Annotated in this window: 8 protein-coding genes; all 8 read left to right on the forward strand. The window is 68.1% G+C overall.

Annotated features, from left to right (window positions below):
• Positions 1-100 precede the first annotated feature (100 nt).
• The 8 genes from WS51_RS32555 to WS51_RS17010 all read left to right on the forward strand — a co-directional run bounded on the left by WS51_RS32555 (position 101) and on the right by WS51_RS17010 (position 18,710).
• Positions 101-691: a hypothetical protein gene (locus tag WS51_RS32555; RefSeq protein WP_069229488.1), complete on the forward strand. Its 591-nt coding sequence runs from the start codon at positions 101-103 to the stop codon at positions 689-691.
• Positions 692-1,704: 1,013 nt separating this feature from the next.
• Positions 1,705-1,899, forward strand: a complete 195-nt coding sequence (locus tag WS51_RS16980) for a hypothetical protein (RefSeq protein WP_059449338.1) — start codon at positions 1,705-1,707, stop codon at positions 1,897-1,899.
• A 149-nt stretch (positions 1,900-2,048) separates the two neighbouring features.
• On the forward strand, positions 2,049-3,326 hold the full coding sequence (locus tag WS51_RS16985; protein ID WP_069229489.1) for an HlyD family secretion protein: 1,278 nt from the start codon (positions 2,049-2,051) through the stop codon (positions 3,324-3,326).
• An 11-nt stretch (positions 3,327-3,337) separates the two neighbouring features.
• Positions 3,338-5,551: a peptidase domain-containing ABC transporter gene (locus WS51_RS16990; protein ID WP_069229490.1), complete on the forward strand. Its 2,214-nt coding sequence runs from the start codon at positions 3,338-3,340 to the stop codon at positions 5,549-5,551.
• A 3-nt stretch (positions 5,552-5,554) separates the two neighbouring features.
• A complete protein-coding gene (locus WS51_RS16995; RefSeq protein ID WP_069229491.1) occupies positions 5,555-6,982 on the forward strand; it encodes a TolC family protein in 1,428 nt (475 codons plus the stop codon).
• On the forward strand, positions 6,964-8,562 hold the full coding sequence (locus WS51_RS17000; protein WP_069229492.1) for an acyltransferase domain-containing protein: 1,599 nt from the start codon (positions 6,964-6,966) through the stop codon (positions 8,560-8,562). Before WS51_RS16995 ends, WS51_RS17000 begins: the two co-directional genes overlap by 19 nt.
• Positions 8,563-8,637: 75 nt before the next feature.
• Positions 8,638-14,685 (forward strand): SDR family oxidoreductase, encoded by a 6,048-nt coding sequence (locus WS51_RS17005; protein ID WP_069229493.1) that lies wholly within the window; start codon positions 8,638-8,640, stop codon positions 14,683-14,685.
• Positions 14,682-18,710: a cytochrome P450 gene (locus WS51_RS17010; RefSeq protein ID WP_069229494.1), complete on the forward strand. Its 4,029-nt coding sequence runs from the start codon at positions 14,682-14,684 to the stop codon at positions 18,708-18,710. Before WS51_RS17005 ends, WS51_RS17010 begins: the two co-directional genes overlap by 4 nt.
• Positions 18,711-18,720 lie beyond the last annotated feature (10 nt).

Genomic DNA, 18,720 nt, shown 5'->3' on the forward strand with positions numbered 1-18,720 from the left:
GCATTTTTGTCCCGGGGGCGCACCGGAAGACTTGAGCGATATCGCCAAGTTAGGTGTTGTCAATTTTGTTAGTTGTATTTAACAATTAAAGGGGTAGGCAATGAAGAAGAAACTTGTTTTGGCGGGTTTGATGAGTTCGGCGATCTTTCTGGCCGCTTGCGGTGGCGGCGACGACAGCAGCGGCGGTGCGACGTCCGGGAACACATCGAGTTCGACGTCGCAGACCACGTCGACATCGTCAAAGCCGTCGTTTGCGTGCACGGACGGCTACAAGAAGCTGACGATCTCGAATAGCAGCGTGATAGCCAACGCGAACATCAATCTTACGACCGACGATGGTATCGCTACGCTCACGCTCAAGACACCTGCGAGTGGCCTGACCGGCGATCTCACGGTGTGTCTGGGCAAGATGGACCCGTCTTCGGCCGGTGCGACCGGGGATTACATCTACGGTGTTGAGGTGCCTCAGGGGAGTCTTCACTCGATGGCCTCCGCAACGCTGACGCTGAACTTTACGACCACCGTTACGCCCAGCCCGAATCCGCCCGTGATCGAATTGGCGGACCATTCCAATGGACCGACGGTCTACAAGCCGCTTGTTCAGGGAGCGTCGTATGTGAATCCGCCGAACTACAGCCTTAGCGCGAGCGCGCAGGACGCCGGGATATACGTCGTCCGTCTGAAGCACTGAACATCGACGGTGTGATGCGGTCCAGAAGGCTTAGCCTTCTGGACGAGTCGAGAATCCGGCTGACTCTCTTTACCGTCAGGAAGCATGACGGGCCGTAGTGGGCTTGGCCTGGATGCTCGCGGACCATCGGCCGATCGCTTCTTCGAAACGACGAAAAGCGCCACCGCCCACGCTGACCAATACGATCTTCGCCGAGACGGACACGCATATCCGCAGCCTGCCCGTCGCGGACCAGCTCGCAAAGCAGCAAGACGGGTAATGCATGCTGCGCGCCGTGCAGCCCGCAAGGCCCGGCGCGGGCGTCCGCTCGCGCACCCGGGCGATTGCGCGATCCATTCATGCATGTGATTCGCATATAAATTCGACGGATTACGCCCCATCCGTTCGACCGCCATGGCAGTCCTTTCCAGAATCAACCACGGGAATTCAATCGTGGCGTTATGGTCAGGAATTCCCCATAAAAACAGAATCAATTGCCTTCGGATATCGGGTTTGCCCGATGGTGCGGTATCGTACAAAGATCAGATGGAAAGTGTCGGATCATTGGCTCATCGAATTCAACGTTGTAAAAAATTCAATGAGTAAAATCGGCGTGATTAAGCGTGTGGCCATGGTTCGCTCGATGCTGGGCACTGGGCGCCTACATTTTTTCCGGTAAATCGTCGACCGCGTATTCGCCATCGCTTTCATTCTGGTGCTCATGGCGCGCCAGGCGCCGTGGCGCGCGAGCAGGAGAGAATGATCGTCAGTGGATTGAAAACATCACGTCGAAAACCGAAATAAAAACCAGTTGCTGAATTCAGATTTATAAGCCAGGAAGCCGTCCTGGATGTTTGATTTGGCATGGTTTCGCATTCCTGCGTGTCGAGTGAATTAATGAAGCATTGCTCGACGGAATAATCATGTCATCAATAAAGTAAAGATATTCAACGTATTGATCTGCGTCGCAATCGCGGCGTGGCTCGATGCCTCGCTAGATGGGTTATCTAGCATTCTCAATCTGGAGAAACGCAATGCAAGAACTGAATCAGCAGGAAATCGCACAAGTTTCCGGCGGCTACTACAGCGGCGGCTCGATTTTCGACACGCTGGGCAACGTGGTCGAGCTGTATGGCCAGACGCTTTACAACGTCGGCGAAGCACTGACGACGGCTGTCGTCGGCACGGGCAACGCATTGCTCGGCCTGCTGACCGGCCAGCACGCGTAAGCCGGACGCGATTTCCGTGCGATGGCGCGCGCTGCGTCGCCATCGCGTGAATCGCGGGTTGCCGCGGCACCGAAGCGGGCTGTCGCGGCGATCTTGCCGGTAACCGCAATGCGTCCGCCGAATCCAACCGACTGTCTGTCATCCGTATCTTGACGAACCCGACTTCTCTTTTCCGGCACGAAGCTCAACAGGCGCAGCGCGCCGGCGCGCTCGGCGAGATCGTGCTGGTGCGCCCCGTGTCGCTGACGCTGCTGGCTGTGGCCGCAGTCGCGATGGCCGCATGCGTGCTGCTGTTCTTCGCGTTCGGTACCTACACGCGTCGCACGACGGTCAGCGGTGTCGTGATGCCGGATGCAGGACTGGTGAAGGTCTATGCGCTGCAGCCGGGCATCGTCGTCGAGCGCGACGTGAGGGAAGGGCAGCACGTTGCGCGCGGGCAGACGCTCTACACGGTGTCCACCGATCTGCAAAGCGCGGCGGAGGGCGCGACGCAGGCCGCGCTGATCGCGCAGGCGCGGCAGCGCAAGGCGTCGTTGCTCACGGAAATGGACAAGACACGCAGCCTGCAGCAGGACGAACGCGCGACGGTGCGCGCGAAGATCGCAAGCCTGCGCGGCGAGCTTGCACAGATCGACGATCAGCTTTCGGCGCAGCGGTTGCGCACGTCGATCGCTGCCGACGGCGCGAAACGCTATCGCGGCCTGCTGGCCCAGGACTACATTTCGAAGGATCAGGCACAGCAGCGCGAGGCCGACCTGCTCGACCAGCAGTCGAAGCTGAACGGGCTGCTTCGCGAGCGCGCGTCGACGGCGCAGTCGCTGACGGAAGCGAACAACCAGTTGGCCGGCCTCGACCTCAAGCAGCAAAACCAGCTCGCGCAGATCGATCGCAACGTGATCGACGTCGACCAGAACCTGATCGAGAGCGAGGCGAAGCGCCGGATCGTCGTCACCGCACCGGAGACGGGCATCGTGACGGCGGCGATCGCCGACGTCGGCCAGTCGGTCGATACGTCCCGGCCGCTCGCGAGCGTGGTGCCCGGCGGTGCGCGCTGGCAGGCGCATCTGTTCGTGCCGAGCACGGCGATCGGCTTCGTACGGGTCGGCGAGCCGGTGCTGATCCGCTATCAGGCGTTCCCGTACCAGAAGTTCGGCCAGTATCGCGCCGTGGTCGTGTCGATCGCGCGCACGGCGCTGTCGGCGGCCGAACTCGCGAACGACGGCGGCCCGGCGGCGACGCCGGGCGAGGGGCGCGATGCGACCTTCTATCGCGTGATCGTCGCGCTCGATGCGCAGCACGTCGTCGCGTATGGCGCGCAGCAGCCGTTGCAGGCCGGCATGACGTTGCAGGCGGACATCCTGCAGGAGCGCAGGCGCCTGTACGAGTGGGTGCTCGAGCCGCTTTACAGCCTGACCGGCAAACTCTGACGAGGTCGCGCATGCCATTACTCGATCGACTCTCGTTCGGCCTCGGCCGCCGGCTCCCGATGATCCTGCAGACCGAAGCCGCGGAATGCGGGCTCGCATGCCTTGCGATGGTGGCCGGCTATCACGGCCATCACGTGGATCTCGCGACGCTGCGCGGACAATTCCCCGTATCGCTGAAGGGTGCGGGACTCGGACGCGTGATCGAGGTCGCGCAGCGTCTCGCGCTCGGCACGCGCGCCGTGAAGCTCGACATGGCGCAGCTCGGCCAACTGCGTCTGCCGTGTCTGCTGCACTGGAATTTCAACCACTTCGTCGTGCTGAAGGAAGTGAACGGCAAGGCCGCGACGATTCACGATCCGTCGCACGGCATTCGCAAGGTGTCGCTCGCCGAACTGTCGCGGGCGTTTACCGGCGTCGCGCTGGAATTGTGGCCGGCCGCGGGCTTCGCGCCGCGCGCGGCACGTCCGGCGGTGAAGCTGCGCGAGTTGCTGGGCCCGGTGTCGGGGCTGTCGCGCTCGCTGGCGCAAATCCTCGCGCTCGCGATCGCGCTCGAGGTCTTCATGCTGGTGCAGCCGTTCTTTCTGCAGTGGGTGATCGACGAAGTGATCGTCAGCGCCGATCGCGACCTGCTGACGGTGCTGGCGCTCGGCTTCGGCTTGTTGCTGCTGATGCAGCAGGCGACCGGCACGATTCGCGCGTGGGCGCTGATGTACGTCGGCGTCACGCTGAACATCCAGTGGCGCGCGAACGTCTTCACGCACTTGCTGAGCCTGCCGGTGCGCTATTACGAGCGGCGCCATCTCGGCGACGTCGTGTCGCGCTTCGGTTCGATCGACACGATCCAGCAAACGCTGACGACGTCGTTTCTCGGCGCGGTGATCGACGGATTGATGACGACCGTGACGCTCGCGATGATGTTCGTCTACAGCCGCATGCTCGGCATGGTCGCGCTCGTGACGATGGCGTTGTACGCGCTCGTCCGGTGGCTGTGGTACGGCCCGCTGCGACGCGCGACCGAGGATCAGATCGTGCACGCGGCCAAGCAGCAGAGCCATTTTCTCGAGACGGTGCGCGGCGTGAAGACGATCAAGCTGTTCAACCGCCAGACGGAGCGGCGTGCGAGCTGGATCACGCTGATCGTCGAACAGGTCAATGCGAGCCTGCACGTGCAGAAGCTGCAGATCTTCTATCAGCAGCTCAACGGCTTGCTGTTCGGCATCGAGAACGTGCTGATCATCTGGCTCGGCGCGCGCATGGTGATGGACGGCCAGTTCACGGTCGGCGTGCTGATGGCGTTCAACGCATACAAGAACCAGTTCGACAGCCGGGTCGGCAGCCTGATCGACAAATACTTCGAAGTCCGGATGTTGCAGCTCCAGGGCGAGCGGCTGGCCGACATCGTGTTTGCCGAAAGCGAGCCGGACGCGAGCCTGCGCAGCGTGCCGGGCGAGGCCGATGCGCTCGACGCGAGCATCGAGATCGACGGGATGTCGTTCCGTTACGCGGATGGCGAGCCGCTGGTCCTGGACGGCGTGAGCGCGAAGATCGCCGCGGGCGAGTCGGTCGCGATCGTCGGGCCGTCGGGTTGCGGCAAGACGACGCTGATCGGCGTGCTGCTCGGCATCCATGAACCGACGAGCGGCACGGTGCGGATCGGCGGACTCGACGTCGGCCGGCTCGGCATCGAACGGCTGCGCGGGCTCGTCGGCACGGTGCTGCAGGACGACGTGCTGTTCGCGGGCTCGATCGCGGACAACATCAGCTTCTTCGACCCGGACGCGGACCCGCGCTGGATCGCCGAGTGCGCGCGCATCGCCGCCGTACACGACGATATCGCCGCAATGCCGATGGGATACAACACCTTGGTCGGCGACATGGGCACGGTGCTGTCCGGCGGGCAGAAGCAGCGCGTGCTGCTTGCGCGTGCGCTGTACAAGCGGCCGGCCATTCTGGTGCTCGACGAGGCGACGAGCCATCTCGACATTCAGCGCGAGATGCAGGTCAACGCGGCCGTCACGCAGCTCGCGATGACGCGGCTGATCGTTGCGCACCGGCCGGAGACGATCGCGTCGGCGCAGCGGGTCATCATGTTGCAGGGCGGCAAGGTCGTGCTCGACCAGTCGACCGCCGCGATGCGCGCGGCGATGGCGGCCAGAACGTCCGCCGGTGCGGCGGCTACGCCGCATGACACCGGCGCCGCCGCTGAACCGGTCGCGGGGCGTTGAGCGATGAGGCATTCGATCGCTTCCGTGCTGGCTGCCGTCGCGTTCGCGATGCTCGCGCCGCGCGCGTGCGCGCAGACGTTCGATGTCTATGGCACGCGCGACGAGGTCACGGCGACGCCGGCCGGTTCGATGGCATCGGCGACCGCGTGCGGCGCGCGGCATGTCGACGCGCAGCCGCTCGCGCTCGAGGATGCAATCCTGCTCGCGATCTGTTCGCATCCGCAGTTGAGCCGCACATGGTCGGACGCGCGCGCCGCGGCGGCCGAGGTCGGCGTGTCGAAAGCGGCGTACTGGCCGACGCTCAATGCAACGGTGGGCATCGAGCGCGACAACCTGACGACGAACTACAGCGGCGGCTTCACGCAGGACCAGCGCAGCACGAGCCGCTACGGCATGCTCAACCTGAGCTGGGTGCTGTTCGATTTTGGCAAGCGCGGCGCGACGCTCGACCGTGCGCGCGCGTTGTTGCGTGCGGCCAACGCGGCACACGACGACGCATTGCAGAGCGTCTTCTACGAGGCGGCGCAGGCGTTCTACGCGCTGCGCGACGCGCAGGCGGCGCTCGCCGCCGCGCAGGCGGTCGAACATGCGGCACAGGAGAGCCTGGCCGAGGCGAGCGCGCGGCACGACGGCGGCGCCGGCACGCTGGGCGACGCGCTGCAGGCGCAGACGACCTATCGCAAGGCGCTGCTCGATCGCGTGAGCGCGGAGGGCGACCTGCAGAACGCGATCGGCACGCTCGCGACGACGCTGGGCGCCGACGCCGATACGCCGCTGCGCATTGCCGACGCGGAACCGTCGCCCGATCGCGACGACTTCACGCGTGGCGTCGCCGACCTGATCGCCGAGGCGAAGCGCCATCACCCGAAGCTGATCGCCGCACGCGAAAAGCTCGAAGCGGCGCGCGACGAGGTGCGCGCGGTGCGCGCGCAATCGTTGCCGACGATTTCGCTGATGGGCAGCCTCGCGCGCAACAACCCGTCATATCAGCAGCAAGCGTCGTTTCTCCAGTTGCAGAGCAGTCACAGCAATTCGATCGGCATCCAGATATCGATCCCGTTGTTCGAAGGGTTCGCATCGGGCTACCGCATCGCGGAGGCGAAGGCGCAGGCCGACGCACAGGAAGCCGACTTGCGCAACACGGAACTCAAGGTGTCGCTCGACGTGTGGAAGAGCTATCAGAGCCTGCAGACCGACACGACGAACCTGGACAACTCGCGGCATCTGCTGGATACCGCGCTGCATTCGCTCGACATCGCGCGCGGCCGCTACAAGGCCGGCGTCGGCACGTTCACGGAACTGCTGAATGCGCAGTCGGCGCTCGCGGATGCGCGGCGTCAGCGCGTGCTCGCGGTATCGAAGTGGCGGATCGCGAGACTGAAGCTGGCCGAGAGCCTGGGGAGATTGGGATTATGGAACGACGCGGGTTGAACGGCGCGGGGGCAGACACGGGCGGCGTGCAAGCGCGCGGTTGCGCGTTCCTGTTCCCGGGGCAGGGCGCGTTCTATGCGGGTGCGCTGCGGCAGCTCGCACGTGAACACCGGAGCGCGCGGCAGACGCTCGACACGCTCGATGCGGTCGCGAGCGCGCGCCTCGGACGCCCGCTGACGGGCGCACTGTGGCGCGACGATGCCGGACTCGACGTGTGGCTGCGCGAAGCGCCCGATCTGCTGCAGCTCGGCATCTACGGCGTGTCGGTCGCGATGTTCGGTGTACTGCACGCGCATGGCGTGAAGCCCGACGTGCTGATCGGACACAGCTTCGGCGAGATCGCGGCGCTGGTGTGCGGCGGCATGTATTCGATCGAGCAGGGCGCGCATATCGTCTGCGACCGGATCGCGTCGTTGCAGGCGGCTGCGCCGGCCGACGGCATGATGGCCGCGATCTCCGCGGGCGCCGACGTGACGCGCGAGCTGATCGATGCGAGCGCCGTCGCGCATGCGGTGCGCAACGTGTGCGTCGCGGTCGAGAACCATCCGTCGCAGACCGTCGTGTCCGGCGCGCGCGATGCGCTGGAGCATTTCGTCGCGGCATGTGCGGCACGCGGTGTGGCTGCGCAGACGCTCAGGTCTCCGTATGGCTTTCATCACCCCGATCTGGCCGGTGCGCGCGAACAGTTCGCCGCGCGTCTTGCCGCGTATCGGCACGGCCCGCTCGCGATTCCGGTGTATTCGCCGATCCTCGGCCGCCGTTACAGCGGCGCCGACGATCCGGGCGCGCGGCTCGCGTCGCACTTCGTGCTGCCGGTGCGGTTCGCGGATGCGATTCGCGCCGCGCACGCTGACGGCATCGGACGCTATGTCGAATGCGGCGCGCTGAACGCATTGGCGCGCATCGTCGTGCGCATCGCGGGGCCCGGCACGGTCAGGACGTTCGGCGGCCCGTCGAACGCGATAGAGGAATCGAGCGTCGTCACGACGATCACCCGTTATTTCCAGGAGGACAACATCATGAAGGACGATATTCGCATCGGCAATTCCGGCTCCGGGTTCGACGCGTTCTGGCATGCGCGCGGACCGCACATCGTCGACTGGCTCAAGGGCGAGTTGCGTCATGCGTTCGATATGGCGAACGCGGCACCGGCCGCCGCCGCGCCGGCCGCGGCGTCGACGGTCGCCGCATTTGCGCCGCAGGCCGAGCCGATCGCCGCGTCCGCACCGCGTCTGGCGGCCGTGGCCGCACCGACACTGACGGCCGTACCGGCGCCGTCGGCGCCGCACGACCCGCACACGGCGGCGAAGCCCGCGCATGTGCCGCGCGAGCGGCTGTTCGCGGAGCTCGTCGATATCTACGCGGAAGCGATGGAGTATCCGGCCGAGGTGTTCTCCGAGACGATCGAACTCGAAGCCGAACTGGGCATCGACTCGGTCAAGCAGACGGAAATCATCCAGCGCATTACCGCGCGCTACGCATTGCCGCCGCTGCCGGCCAATTTCCGCAGCGGCGATTTCAAGGCGATGGGGCAGATCGTCGATTTCGTCTACGAGAACCAGGGAAAGGCGCTCGCTTGACGGCAGCGATCTGAGCCGTTGGTCGGCAGGGGGGGCCCTGCCCGTAATGACACGTTCTCGATAGGCAGGCGATCCATGTCGAATACCAGCATGCGCGGCAAGCTCGTTCTCGTGACGGGCGGTGCGAAAAACGTGGGCAAGGCCATCTGCAGGCGTTTCGCCGAGCAGGGCGCGCACGTGATCCTGAATTTCTTCCACTCGCTCGACGCGTCGAAGCAGACGGCCGACGAACTTCGCGCGCTCGGCGCGACGGTCGACGTGATCCGTGCGTCGGTCGCGCAGCAAGCGCAGGTCGACCGGATGTTCGACGAGATCGAACGGCGCTACGGCCGGCTCGACGTGCTCGTCAACAATGCGGCCTCCGGTGCGCTGCTCGGCGTTGACGAGATCGGCGCCGAACATTTCGATCGCGCGCTCGACACCAACCTGAAAGGCGCGTTCTGGTGCGCACGCCGGGCCGCGGCGTTGATGGCGCGATCGGGCGGCGGTGCGATCGTCAACGTGTCGTCGGTGGGCGCGACGCTGGTGCCGGCGAACTATCTGGTCGTCGGCACGGCGAAGGCGGCGCTCGAATCGCTGACGCGCTATCTCGCGGTCGAGTACGCGGGCCGCGACATTCGCGTGAACGGCGCGTCGTCGACGCTGATCGACGGCGACGTCGCCGCGCAGTTTCCGGACCCGGAGAACACGAAGCGCTCGAGCATCGCGGCGACGCCGCTGAAGCGGCTCGCACGTGCGGAGGACCTCGCCGATCTGGTCGTGTTTCTCGCGTCGGACGCGGCGCGCTGGATCACGGGCCAGGTGGTCGTCGCGGACGGCGGGCTGTCGCTGTGCAGCGAGGGGTTGTCGCCGCGCGCGGAATGGGCGGGCGAGGGGCGTGCCGAAGGCGCGGGCGCGGCGGCGCCCGCAGCGGTGCGGCCGGCTCCGTCGACGACGCGGCAGCAGACGGCCTCGGGCGGGAGCGAGCGTCCCGCCGCGCCGGCCGACGAAGCGCCGGACGGCGACGATATCGCCGTGGTCGGCATGGGTCTCGCATTGCCCGGCGCGAGCGATCCGGACGCGTTCTGGCGCGCGCTGCTCGACGGCCCCGAGTTGTTCGGAAACGTGCCGCCGGATCGCTGGGATTACCGCTCGTTCTACTCGCCCGATCCGTCGGCGGAGGACAAGAGCTATCAGTCGCGCTCGGTCTTCATCGAGCATTTCGACCCGTGCCCGACGGTACGCGCGGAACTCGATGCGGGCACCGCGCCGCGCGAGCTGACGACGTTGTGGCTGCGTCACGCGCTGTGCCAGTCGCTCGACGGCGTGGCATTGCGCGACGCCGATCGCGTCGCATTCCTCGTGGGCTACACGGCCGACGGCAGCCAGCATCTCGAGGAGGGAATGGTGCTGGCCGCCGCGCGCGAGCGCCTGAATGCGGTGCTGATCGATGCGGGCGTGGACGCGGCCGAGCGCGAGCGCCGCGTGGCCGCGATCGATGCGGTGCTGAGCGCACGCTATGCGCGCGGCGCCGGCGATCTCGCGTCGTTCTTCCCGCACCGGGTCGGCTTGAACGCGATGAAGGGCGTGCTGCCGGACAGCGCGCAATGCATGATGGTCGATACCGCGTGTTCGTCGTCGCTGTATTCGATCGACCTGGGGATCAAGGCGTTGCTGCTCGGCAAGCAGGACGTCGTCGCGTGCGGCGGCGCATTCGCGCTTGCGCCGCGCGGCTCGGTGCTGTTCTCGAAGCTGCACGGGCTGTCGCGCAGCGGCGAGGTGCGGCCGCTCGACCGCAACTGCGACGGCGTGCTGTTCGCGGACGGCGCGGGTGTCGTGATCCTGAAGCGCCTCGCGCGGGCACGCGCCGACGGCGATCGTATCCTCGGCGTGCTGAAATCGTTCGGCTCGTCGTCCGACGGCAAGGGCAAGGCGATCTACGCGCCGAACTCGGCCGGCCAGCGTATCGCGATCGATCGCGCGTATGCACGCACCGCGACGGTGCCGGCCGACGTCGACTGGGTGGTTGCACATGCAACCGGCACGCCGGCCGGCGATCTCGCCGAGTTCCAGAGCCTGCGCGATGCGATTCGGCGCGACCGCCCGGTTCAGGTGACGTCGAACAAGTCGCTGGTCGGGCATACGGGCTGGGCGGCCGGGGTCGTGTCGGTGATCCAGGTGCTGCTCGGCCTGCGGCATCAGATGATCCCGCCGCAACATCGCTTCAGCGAGCCGCCGCCGGAATTCGACATCGCCGGCACGAACCTGCGGATTCCCGTGGCGCCGGTATCGTGGCCGGTCCGGAGCGAGTCCGCACGCGTCGCGGCGGTCTCCGGGTTCGGCTTCGGCGGCACGAATGGCCACCTGATCGTGTCGGAGTATCGCGCGGATCTGCCGGCCGGCCGGGCGAGCGGCCGGTTCAAGCGCGAACCGCTCGCGATCGTCGGCTGGTCCGCGAAGTTTCCGGGCCTCGACGGCGACGCCGAGGTCGCCGCGTGGCTGCGCGGCGAAGGCCGTGCGCCCGACGCGAGCTTCGGGATCGGCTACCGGCTGCCGAGCTTCGCGCGCGTGAAGATGCCGCCGGCGGTGCTGCGAGCACTCGACCGCTGCCAGCTGATGGCGCTCGACGCCGCGCATGACCTGCGCGAGCACCTCGGGGCGTTCTGGCGCGAGCACGCCGACACGATCGGGCTCGTGATGGGACACATGGGGCCTACCCGCAACGCGGCGCTCTACGCGAGCCGCTGTTATCTCGACGACATCGCGGCCGCGGTGCGCGATGCGACGCGGCCGGACGAACGCGCGGCGACCGAAAGCGTGCTGGAGGCATTGCGCGAGGCGACGAAGCAGCTCGTCGCGCCGACGACGGAGAATTCGTTTCCGGGAATGATGCCGAACGTGATTCCGGCGCGCGTTGCCAACTATCACGACCTGCACGGGATGAACATGACGGTCGATGCGGGCCACGCATCGACGCTGGCCGCGTTCGAGGCGGCCGAGCGCTTCCTGTGCAGCGGCGAACTCGACATGGCGATCGTCGGCGGGATCAACGGCAATTCGGCGGAGGAAGTACGCCCGGCATTCGGGCTGCCGCTCGCGGAGGGCATCGTGCTGTTCGCGGTCACGACGGTGCGCCGCGCGCGAGCGGAAGGGCTGCCGGTGCTCGCGGTGGTCGGCGGCGGCGAAGCGCGGGCTGCGGTCGAACCGGCCGCGCCGCGCGATGCGACGGGTCGTGCGGTCACGTATGCGGGTGCCGATTCGGCGATCGACGTGCTACGCGCCATCGTCGCGCGCGAGGCGGGCACGACGCTCACGCGTGACGGCGGTGGCGGCGATCACGCGCGCTATGCGCTGCACGTCGCATGCGAGGCGGCCGACGCGCTGCCGGCGGTGCCTCGCGAGCCGCAACGCGAGATGCCGCCGGCGCACGCGCCGGCACCGGCCGTTGCGTCCGCTGAACCGGCCGGATCGGCGGTCGCTTGCGCCGCACTCGTTGCACCGGGCACGTTGATACCGGGCCCGCTGCGCCGGACCGGCGTCGCGACCGACGGCGAACCGCTCGGCGTCGCGCGTTACCGGATCGAATGGCGCGACGCGCCGTGGCGGCCGGCGGGCCGGTCGGTGCCGTTCATCGCGCCGCGCTGCGTGATCGTGACCGACATGCCGGACACGCTGGCCGCGCGAGGCGATACAGGCCCCGGCTGCGTGGTGCTATCGACGCGCCCGTTCGCCGCGCGCCGGCCGGGCTGGCACTGGATCGAGCGCATCGATGCGGCGGCGCTCGACGTCGTGCCCGACGACATCGGCCACGTGCGCGTGCTCACGTCGCTCGACGCGGGCACGCTCGCACCGGGCGCCACGGCACCGGCGGCGCCTGCACGGCTCGCGCTGCACGACCTCGCATTCCTCGCGATCAAGCGATGCCATGCGGCGCTCGAGCACAACGGCAGCGTCATCGCATTGTTGCTCGACGCGCTGGCGGGCGACGTGCCGCACCCGGATGCGGGCCTGTTCACGGGCCTCGTGAAGGCGCTCGCAATCGAGATGCCGGAAGCGCGCCCGGTCGCCGTGCTGACCGATGCGCGTGCGCTGCCCGACGCGCTGCGCGACGCCGAGCGCGAAAGCGGCGCACGTCACTGGCTGCCGGTCGTCGCGCTGGGCGGCGGGCGCCGCCGCACGCCGCGCGTGATCGCGGATGCGGGCGAACTGAGCGCGGACGAGCGGTTGTCGCTCGGCCAGGAGTCGGTCGTGGTCGCGGTCGGCGGGGCGCGCGGGATCACCGGCGAACTGATGAAGACGCTGGCCTCGCACGTGCGTCCGACGCTGTATCTGATCGGCAGCAGCGCGCTGGACACGATCGACGCGGAGCTGCTTGCAATGGACGACGAAACGTTCGCGAAGAGCCGCCCGGACTACATCCGCGCGCAGAAGGCGCGGCATCCGGAACGGCCGTTGCCGGAGATCATCCGCGCCTTCGAGCGGCGTGCCGACGCGCGCACGGCGTGCATGAACATCGACGCGATGCGCGCGTTCTGCGGTGCGCATCGCGTGACCTACCTGCGCGCGGACGTGCTCGACCCGGACAGCGTGAAGACGGCCATCGACGCGATTCTTGCCCGCGAGTCGCGTGTGGACCTGCTGGTCAACGCCGCCGGCCTGAACCGTTCGGCATCGGTGCGCGTGAAGTCGCTGGACGATTTCGTCGCGGTGCGCGACATCAAGGTGCGCGGTTACTGGAATCTGCGCCGCGCGTTCGGCACGCGGCAGCCGCGCCTGTGGTGCAACTTCGGCTCGTTCATCGGACTGACCGGACAGGCGGGCGAAACCGACTACGCGTCGGGCAACGACTTCCTGAACACCCAGGCGTCGTACCACCGCGCGGCGCTCGGTCACGACGAATTCACGATCGGCTGGACGCTGTGGCGCTCGGTCGGGCTCGGCGCGAATCCGGTCACGCGTGCGTTCCTCGAGAAAAGCGGGCTGTTCACGAGCATGCGCACTGCGGAGGGGCAGCATCACTTCATGCGCGAACTCGGTCTCGGCGAGCGCGCGCCGATGTCCGTGCATCTCGGCGAAGCCGAGCGGCGCGCGATCGAAACGCACCTGCCCGGTTACTTCGATCTCGACGAAGGTGCCCGCGCCGCCGTCGCCGCATCGCACGAGCCGGATTTCTATCTCGGCGCCGAGCTTGCGCGCACCGACGACAGCGTGACGTTCGAGCGGGTGTTCGACCTCGAGCGCGATGCGTACCTGCAGCATCACGTCGTCAACGGCTTTCCGACGCTGCCGGGGACCTTCGTGCCCGAGGTGGCCGCCGAGGCCGCGCTGCGGCTCGTGCCGGGGCTCAAGGTCGTCGGCTTCGCGGACGCGGCATTCCTGCACTTCCTGCGCGTCTACGATGCGAAGCGGCCGAGCGTGAAGCGCATCCATGCGCGGATCGCGTCGCGTGACGGCGACACGGTACAGGTGCGCGTGCGGATCTCCGGCGACGTGCTCGCGCCTGGCGGGCAGGTGCTCGTGCGCGACAAGCCGCACTTCGAGATCACCGTTCGCCTCGCCGATGCATATGCGCCGGCACCGATATGGCGCGAACCGGCAGCGGGGGCGTTCACGCCCGTCGCCGATCCGTATCACTTCGACGCGGCGCCGGTGCGGCTGACCGGCATGTTCGTGTCGACGACCGATACCGGCATGAGCGACGCGGGCAAGCAGGCGCGTTTCCGGCTGAACGTGCCGGGCGACGACCCGGTGTTCTCGCGCTTCGTGGTCCCGAGCATCCTGCTCGACGGGCTCGCGCGCGTGGCCGCGCTCGATCACGTCGCAGGCGACTACATCCCGCTCGCGGCGCCGATGTCGATCGGCCGCATCGATATCTATGAAGCCGGCAACGACTGCGAGCTGTCGAGCCGCCACGCGTCGATCGCGCTGCGCGTGACGCCGCGCGCATTCGCGCTCGAAGGGCCGGCGAGCAGCGGCAACCGGTTCGTCGCGGTGCGCCCGGACGGCAGGATCCTGATGCAGATGCGCGACGTGACGGGCATCGTGATCGGCTACGTGCATCGTGCGACCGGCGCGTTCGCCGCGCGCGGCGAGATCGACGCGCAACTGGCCGCGCGCACGCGTTCCGAACGGGTGCCCGCATGAGCATGAAGCGACTCGCGCCCGGCCCGCGCGGCAGCGTCGTGATGGGCAACCTCGCGGAATACAAGCGCAATCCCGTCACGATGCTGCTGAAGCTGCAGCAGCAGTACGGCGACATCGCGCGCAACCGGCTCGGCCCGTTCCTCACGCACGCGCTCGCGCATCCGGACGGCATCCAGCACGTGCTGCAGGACAACCACCGCAACTACGTGCGCGGCCGCTTCTACGACAACTTCAAGATGTTCTTCGGCGACGGCCTGCTGACGACCGACGGCGAGTTCTGGCGGCGTCACCGTCGCGTGGTGCAGCCGCTGTTTCACCGCAAGCAGGTCGAGTCGCATACGGCCGCGCTCGGCGACGCGGCGCTCGCGCTCGTCGAGCGCTGGCTGAAGCGGCCGGCGCATGAGCCGTTCGACGCCGTCGAGGAAATGATGCGCGTGAGCCTGCGCATGCTCGGGCTGATGCTGTTCAACGCGGACATTTCGCGGCATGCGGACGACGTCGGGCCGGCCGTGCGTTTCGGCATCGCGGCGATGATGCCGCAGGGCAACCTGAACGATTTCGTGCCGCGCTGGATGCCGACGCCGTTCAATCGCCGGATCGCGCACGCGCGCCGCGGGATCGACGCGATCGTCGACGCGATTGTCGCCGAGCATCGCGCGGGGCGCTGCGAAACGAGCGACGTGATCTCGCTGCTGCTCGCCGCGCGCGATCCGGAAACCGGGGCGCCGCTGACCGAGCGCGAGGTGCACGACGAAGTGATGACGGTGTTTCTCGCCGGTCACGAAACCACCGGCAGCGGGATGGCGTGGGGGCTCTATGCGCTCGCGCAGCATCCGGACGTGTTGCGCCGCCTGCGCGACGAGCTCGACGCGGTACTCGGCGGCCGCGCGCCCGATGCCGCCGATCTCGAACGCCTGCCGTACCTTGCGCAGACCGTCGACGAGGTCCTGCGCCTGTATCCGCCGATCTGGGGCTTCACGCGCGATCTGGTCGACGACGACGAGATCGGCGGCTATCACGTGCCGGCCGGCTCGTCGGTTTTCATGTCGCCGTATGTCACGCATCGTCATCCCGCACTGTGGGCGAATCCCGACGCATTCGATCCGGAGAACTTCGGATCGCATGCGCCGGCGCGCCACAAGTACGCGTACTTTCCGTTCGGCGGCGGGATGCGCAAATGCATCGGCTACCAGACCGCGTTGCTGCAGATCCGCGTGCTGATCGCGGTGGTCGTGCAGCACGTCGACCTGAGCGCGGTGCCCGGTCATTCGCTGGACACCGGCGCGACGATCTCGCTGCGTCCGCGCGACGGGATTCGATTGATCGCGAAGCGGCGATCGCGCGAGCGCGGGGGCACTGGGCGCGCGGGAGCGGACCCGGGTACGCCGGCCGACCGGGCCTCCGTGTGTCCGTTCAGTGGCGCACAGGCACAGGCGCAGGCTCAGGCTCAGGCGCCCGCGCCGTCTCCGACCCCCAGCACCGCGCCACCGGCGAATGCGGCATCGCCAACGCCCGTTCGTTCCGCCGGCCCCGCGCTGGCGCCGGACATGCTGGCCTTCCTGCAACGCGACCCGGTCACGGACGAAGCGTCGCCGGGCGCCGACGCGACGCCGACGCACCGCTTCACATGGCGGCCGGTCGAGATCGAGCCGCTGCCCGACCTGCCGGCGGCCGAACTGAGCGGCAAGCGGATCGCGATCGTCAACGGCCTCGGTCGCACGGTCGAGCGCGTGGCGGCGACGCTCACGCGCGCCTGTGCGAAACCGAGCGTGTTCGCGCCGGCCGACGGCGTCGATCCGGCGACCGCCGCCAGCACGTTCTTCGTGCAGTCGGGGCCGTTCGACGGGATCGTCGATCTCGGCGTCGAAACGCCGTTCTCGCTCGACGTGCACGATCAATGGGAAGCGCCGTTGCGCCGCACGGTCGCACTGCTGCAAGCATGCTATGGCGACTGGTCGCAGGAGGCGTCGACGTCGCGACTGTTCTATCTGGCGCTCACCTGGCAGGACGGCCTGATGGGTCATGGCGACGACACGCTCGTGCAGCCGCTCGGCGGACTGTGGGCCGGCCTCGCGAAGACGCTGCCTCAGGAACTGCCGAACTGCAACGTGCGCGTGCTTGACATCGCGCCCGACGAAACGGGGCGCGTCGACCAGCTGATCATGCGGGAACTGTATCGCTGGGGACGCTTCGAGGTCGGGCACCGCAGCGGACGCCGACATACGCTCGTGGCGGCCCGCGACGCGCTGCCGGCCGACGCGGCGCCGGACTGGGGAGCCGACGACGTCGTCCTGTTTTCGGGCGGCGCGCGCGGCATCGGATTCCTGGCTGCGTGCGCGCTGGCGAAGCGCCATCGTTGCACGGTGATCGTCACCGGGCGCGACGCGTTGCCCGCCGGCGACGAGCCGTGGCTCGCACTCGACGATGCGGGCTTCAAGCGCTACGGGCTCGAGCAATTGCGTCAGGCCGCACCCGGGCGTTCGCCGAAGGCGATCCGCGATACGCTGCGGCAACTCCAACGCCGACGTGAACTGAAGGCGTCGCTCGACGCGGTGGCCGCGCTCGGCCTGCCGGTGCATTACCGCGTATGCGACGTGACCGACGCACACGCGGTGCGCACGCTGTGCGACGCCTTCGGCGACCGGCTGCGCGGCGTGATTCACAACGCGGGCATCGACCAGCCGGTGCGATTGTCGCGCAAGAGCGCCGATGAATTCATCGGCACCGTGCGCGTGAAGGTGCTCGGCTTCGTCAATCTGTACGCGGCCGTGCGCAACCGGCCGCGCGTCGGCTGCTTCGTCAACGTCGGCTCGTTGACCGGCCGCTGGGGCGGCATGACGGGCGAGACCGACTATGCGGCCGCGAACGAGGCGCTTGCGCGGCTCGGCTGGTGGGCGCGACGCGATGCCGGCGCGCGCGTCGTGAAGACGATTGCATGGCCGACCTGGGACGGGGTCGGGATGATCACGAACCTTGCCGTCACGCGGCGTTACGTGACGCCGATGCGGATCGACGAAGGCGTGCGCCACTGGCTCGCGGAACTCGCGACACCGGCGACACCGACGTCCTCCGGCAGCGGCGAACCGATGTACATGGGCGCGGTCGGCCGCGCGCTGACGCCGATCCAGCTGCGCGGATTCGATGCGGTCGACGGCTTGCCGAACCTCGGCGAACTCGCGACGCGCCGGCATCACGCGGGCACGCCACGACGCTTCCGGCCGTTCAGCTGCTTCTCGACGCGCTATCGCACGTCAGGCGCACCTTATACGCAGGCATTCCGCTTCGACGGCCGCGCGGCCGTGCCGGCGTCGCTGCTGCTCGAGCACGCGCGCGTCGTGGCCGACTGGGTCGCGCCGCCTGGCGGCGAGCGGGCCTGCCTGCACGAAGCCGTCGACATCACGATCGCGCTCGACGCACTCGCCGACGCACTCGACAGTCACGGCGATCTCGCGCTCGACACCGACGCGAACGGCCGCACGGCAGGCGACGGCTGGCACGTGACGGTGCGCTGTGCGTCGCTCGCGGGCCGCGTGCTGCTTGACGCGACGTTCGTGTACCGCAGTCATCCGCCCGGCGGCATGACCGTTGCGCTGCCGCGCGAAACCGAAGACGCCCCGGCCCGGGACGCCGCGCGCGCGCGTTGGCGCGACGACCTGTTGCCCGAGGCGCGATGGAGCGGCGGCATCGCCCAGGGGAAGGCCGCCGACCCCGCGGCGCTGTGGGGCGTGCAGGACGATGCGGCGCGCGCGACGTGCCCGCAGCTGTGGCTGCCGGTCAATCACCTCGAAAACGTGCTGCGTGTGCTGCTCGGCGCCCGGACTGCCGACGGCGAGCCACCGCGCGCATGGCGCATCGGCCGCATCGTGTTCGGCGCCGCGCAGGCCGGCGATGCCGACATGTTGCTGCGCTATCCGGACGATCGCTTCGCGATCGCCGATCGCGCGGGCGCATCGATCGCCGAACTGTACGACGCACGGCTTGCCGGCGCGACCGACGCGCAGGCCGTGGCGGCGCCGGATCTTTGAACGGGAAGAG

Origin of the sequence: Burkholderia territorii (assembly GCF_001718335.1) — a bacterium.
GTDB classification, from domain to species: domain Bacteria; phylum Pseudomonadota; class Gammaproteobacteria; order Burkholderiales; family Burkholderiaceae; genus Burkholderia; species Burkholderia territorii.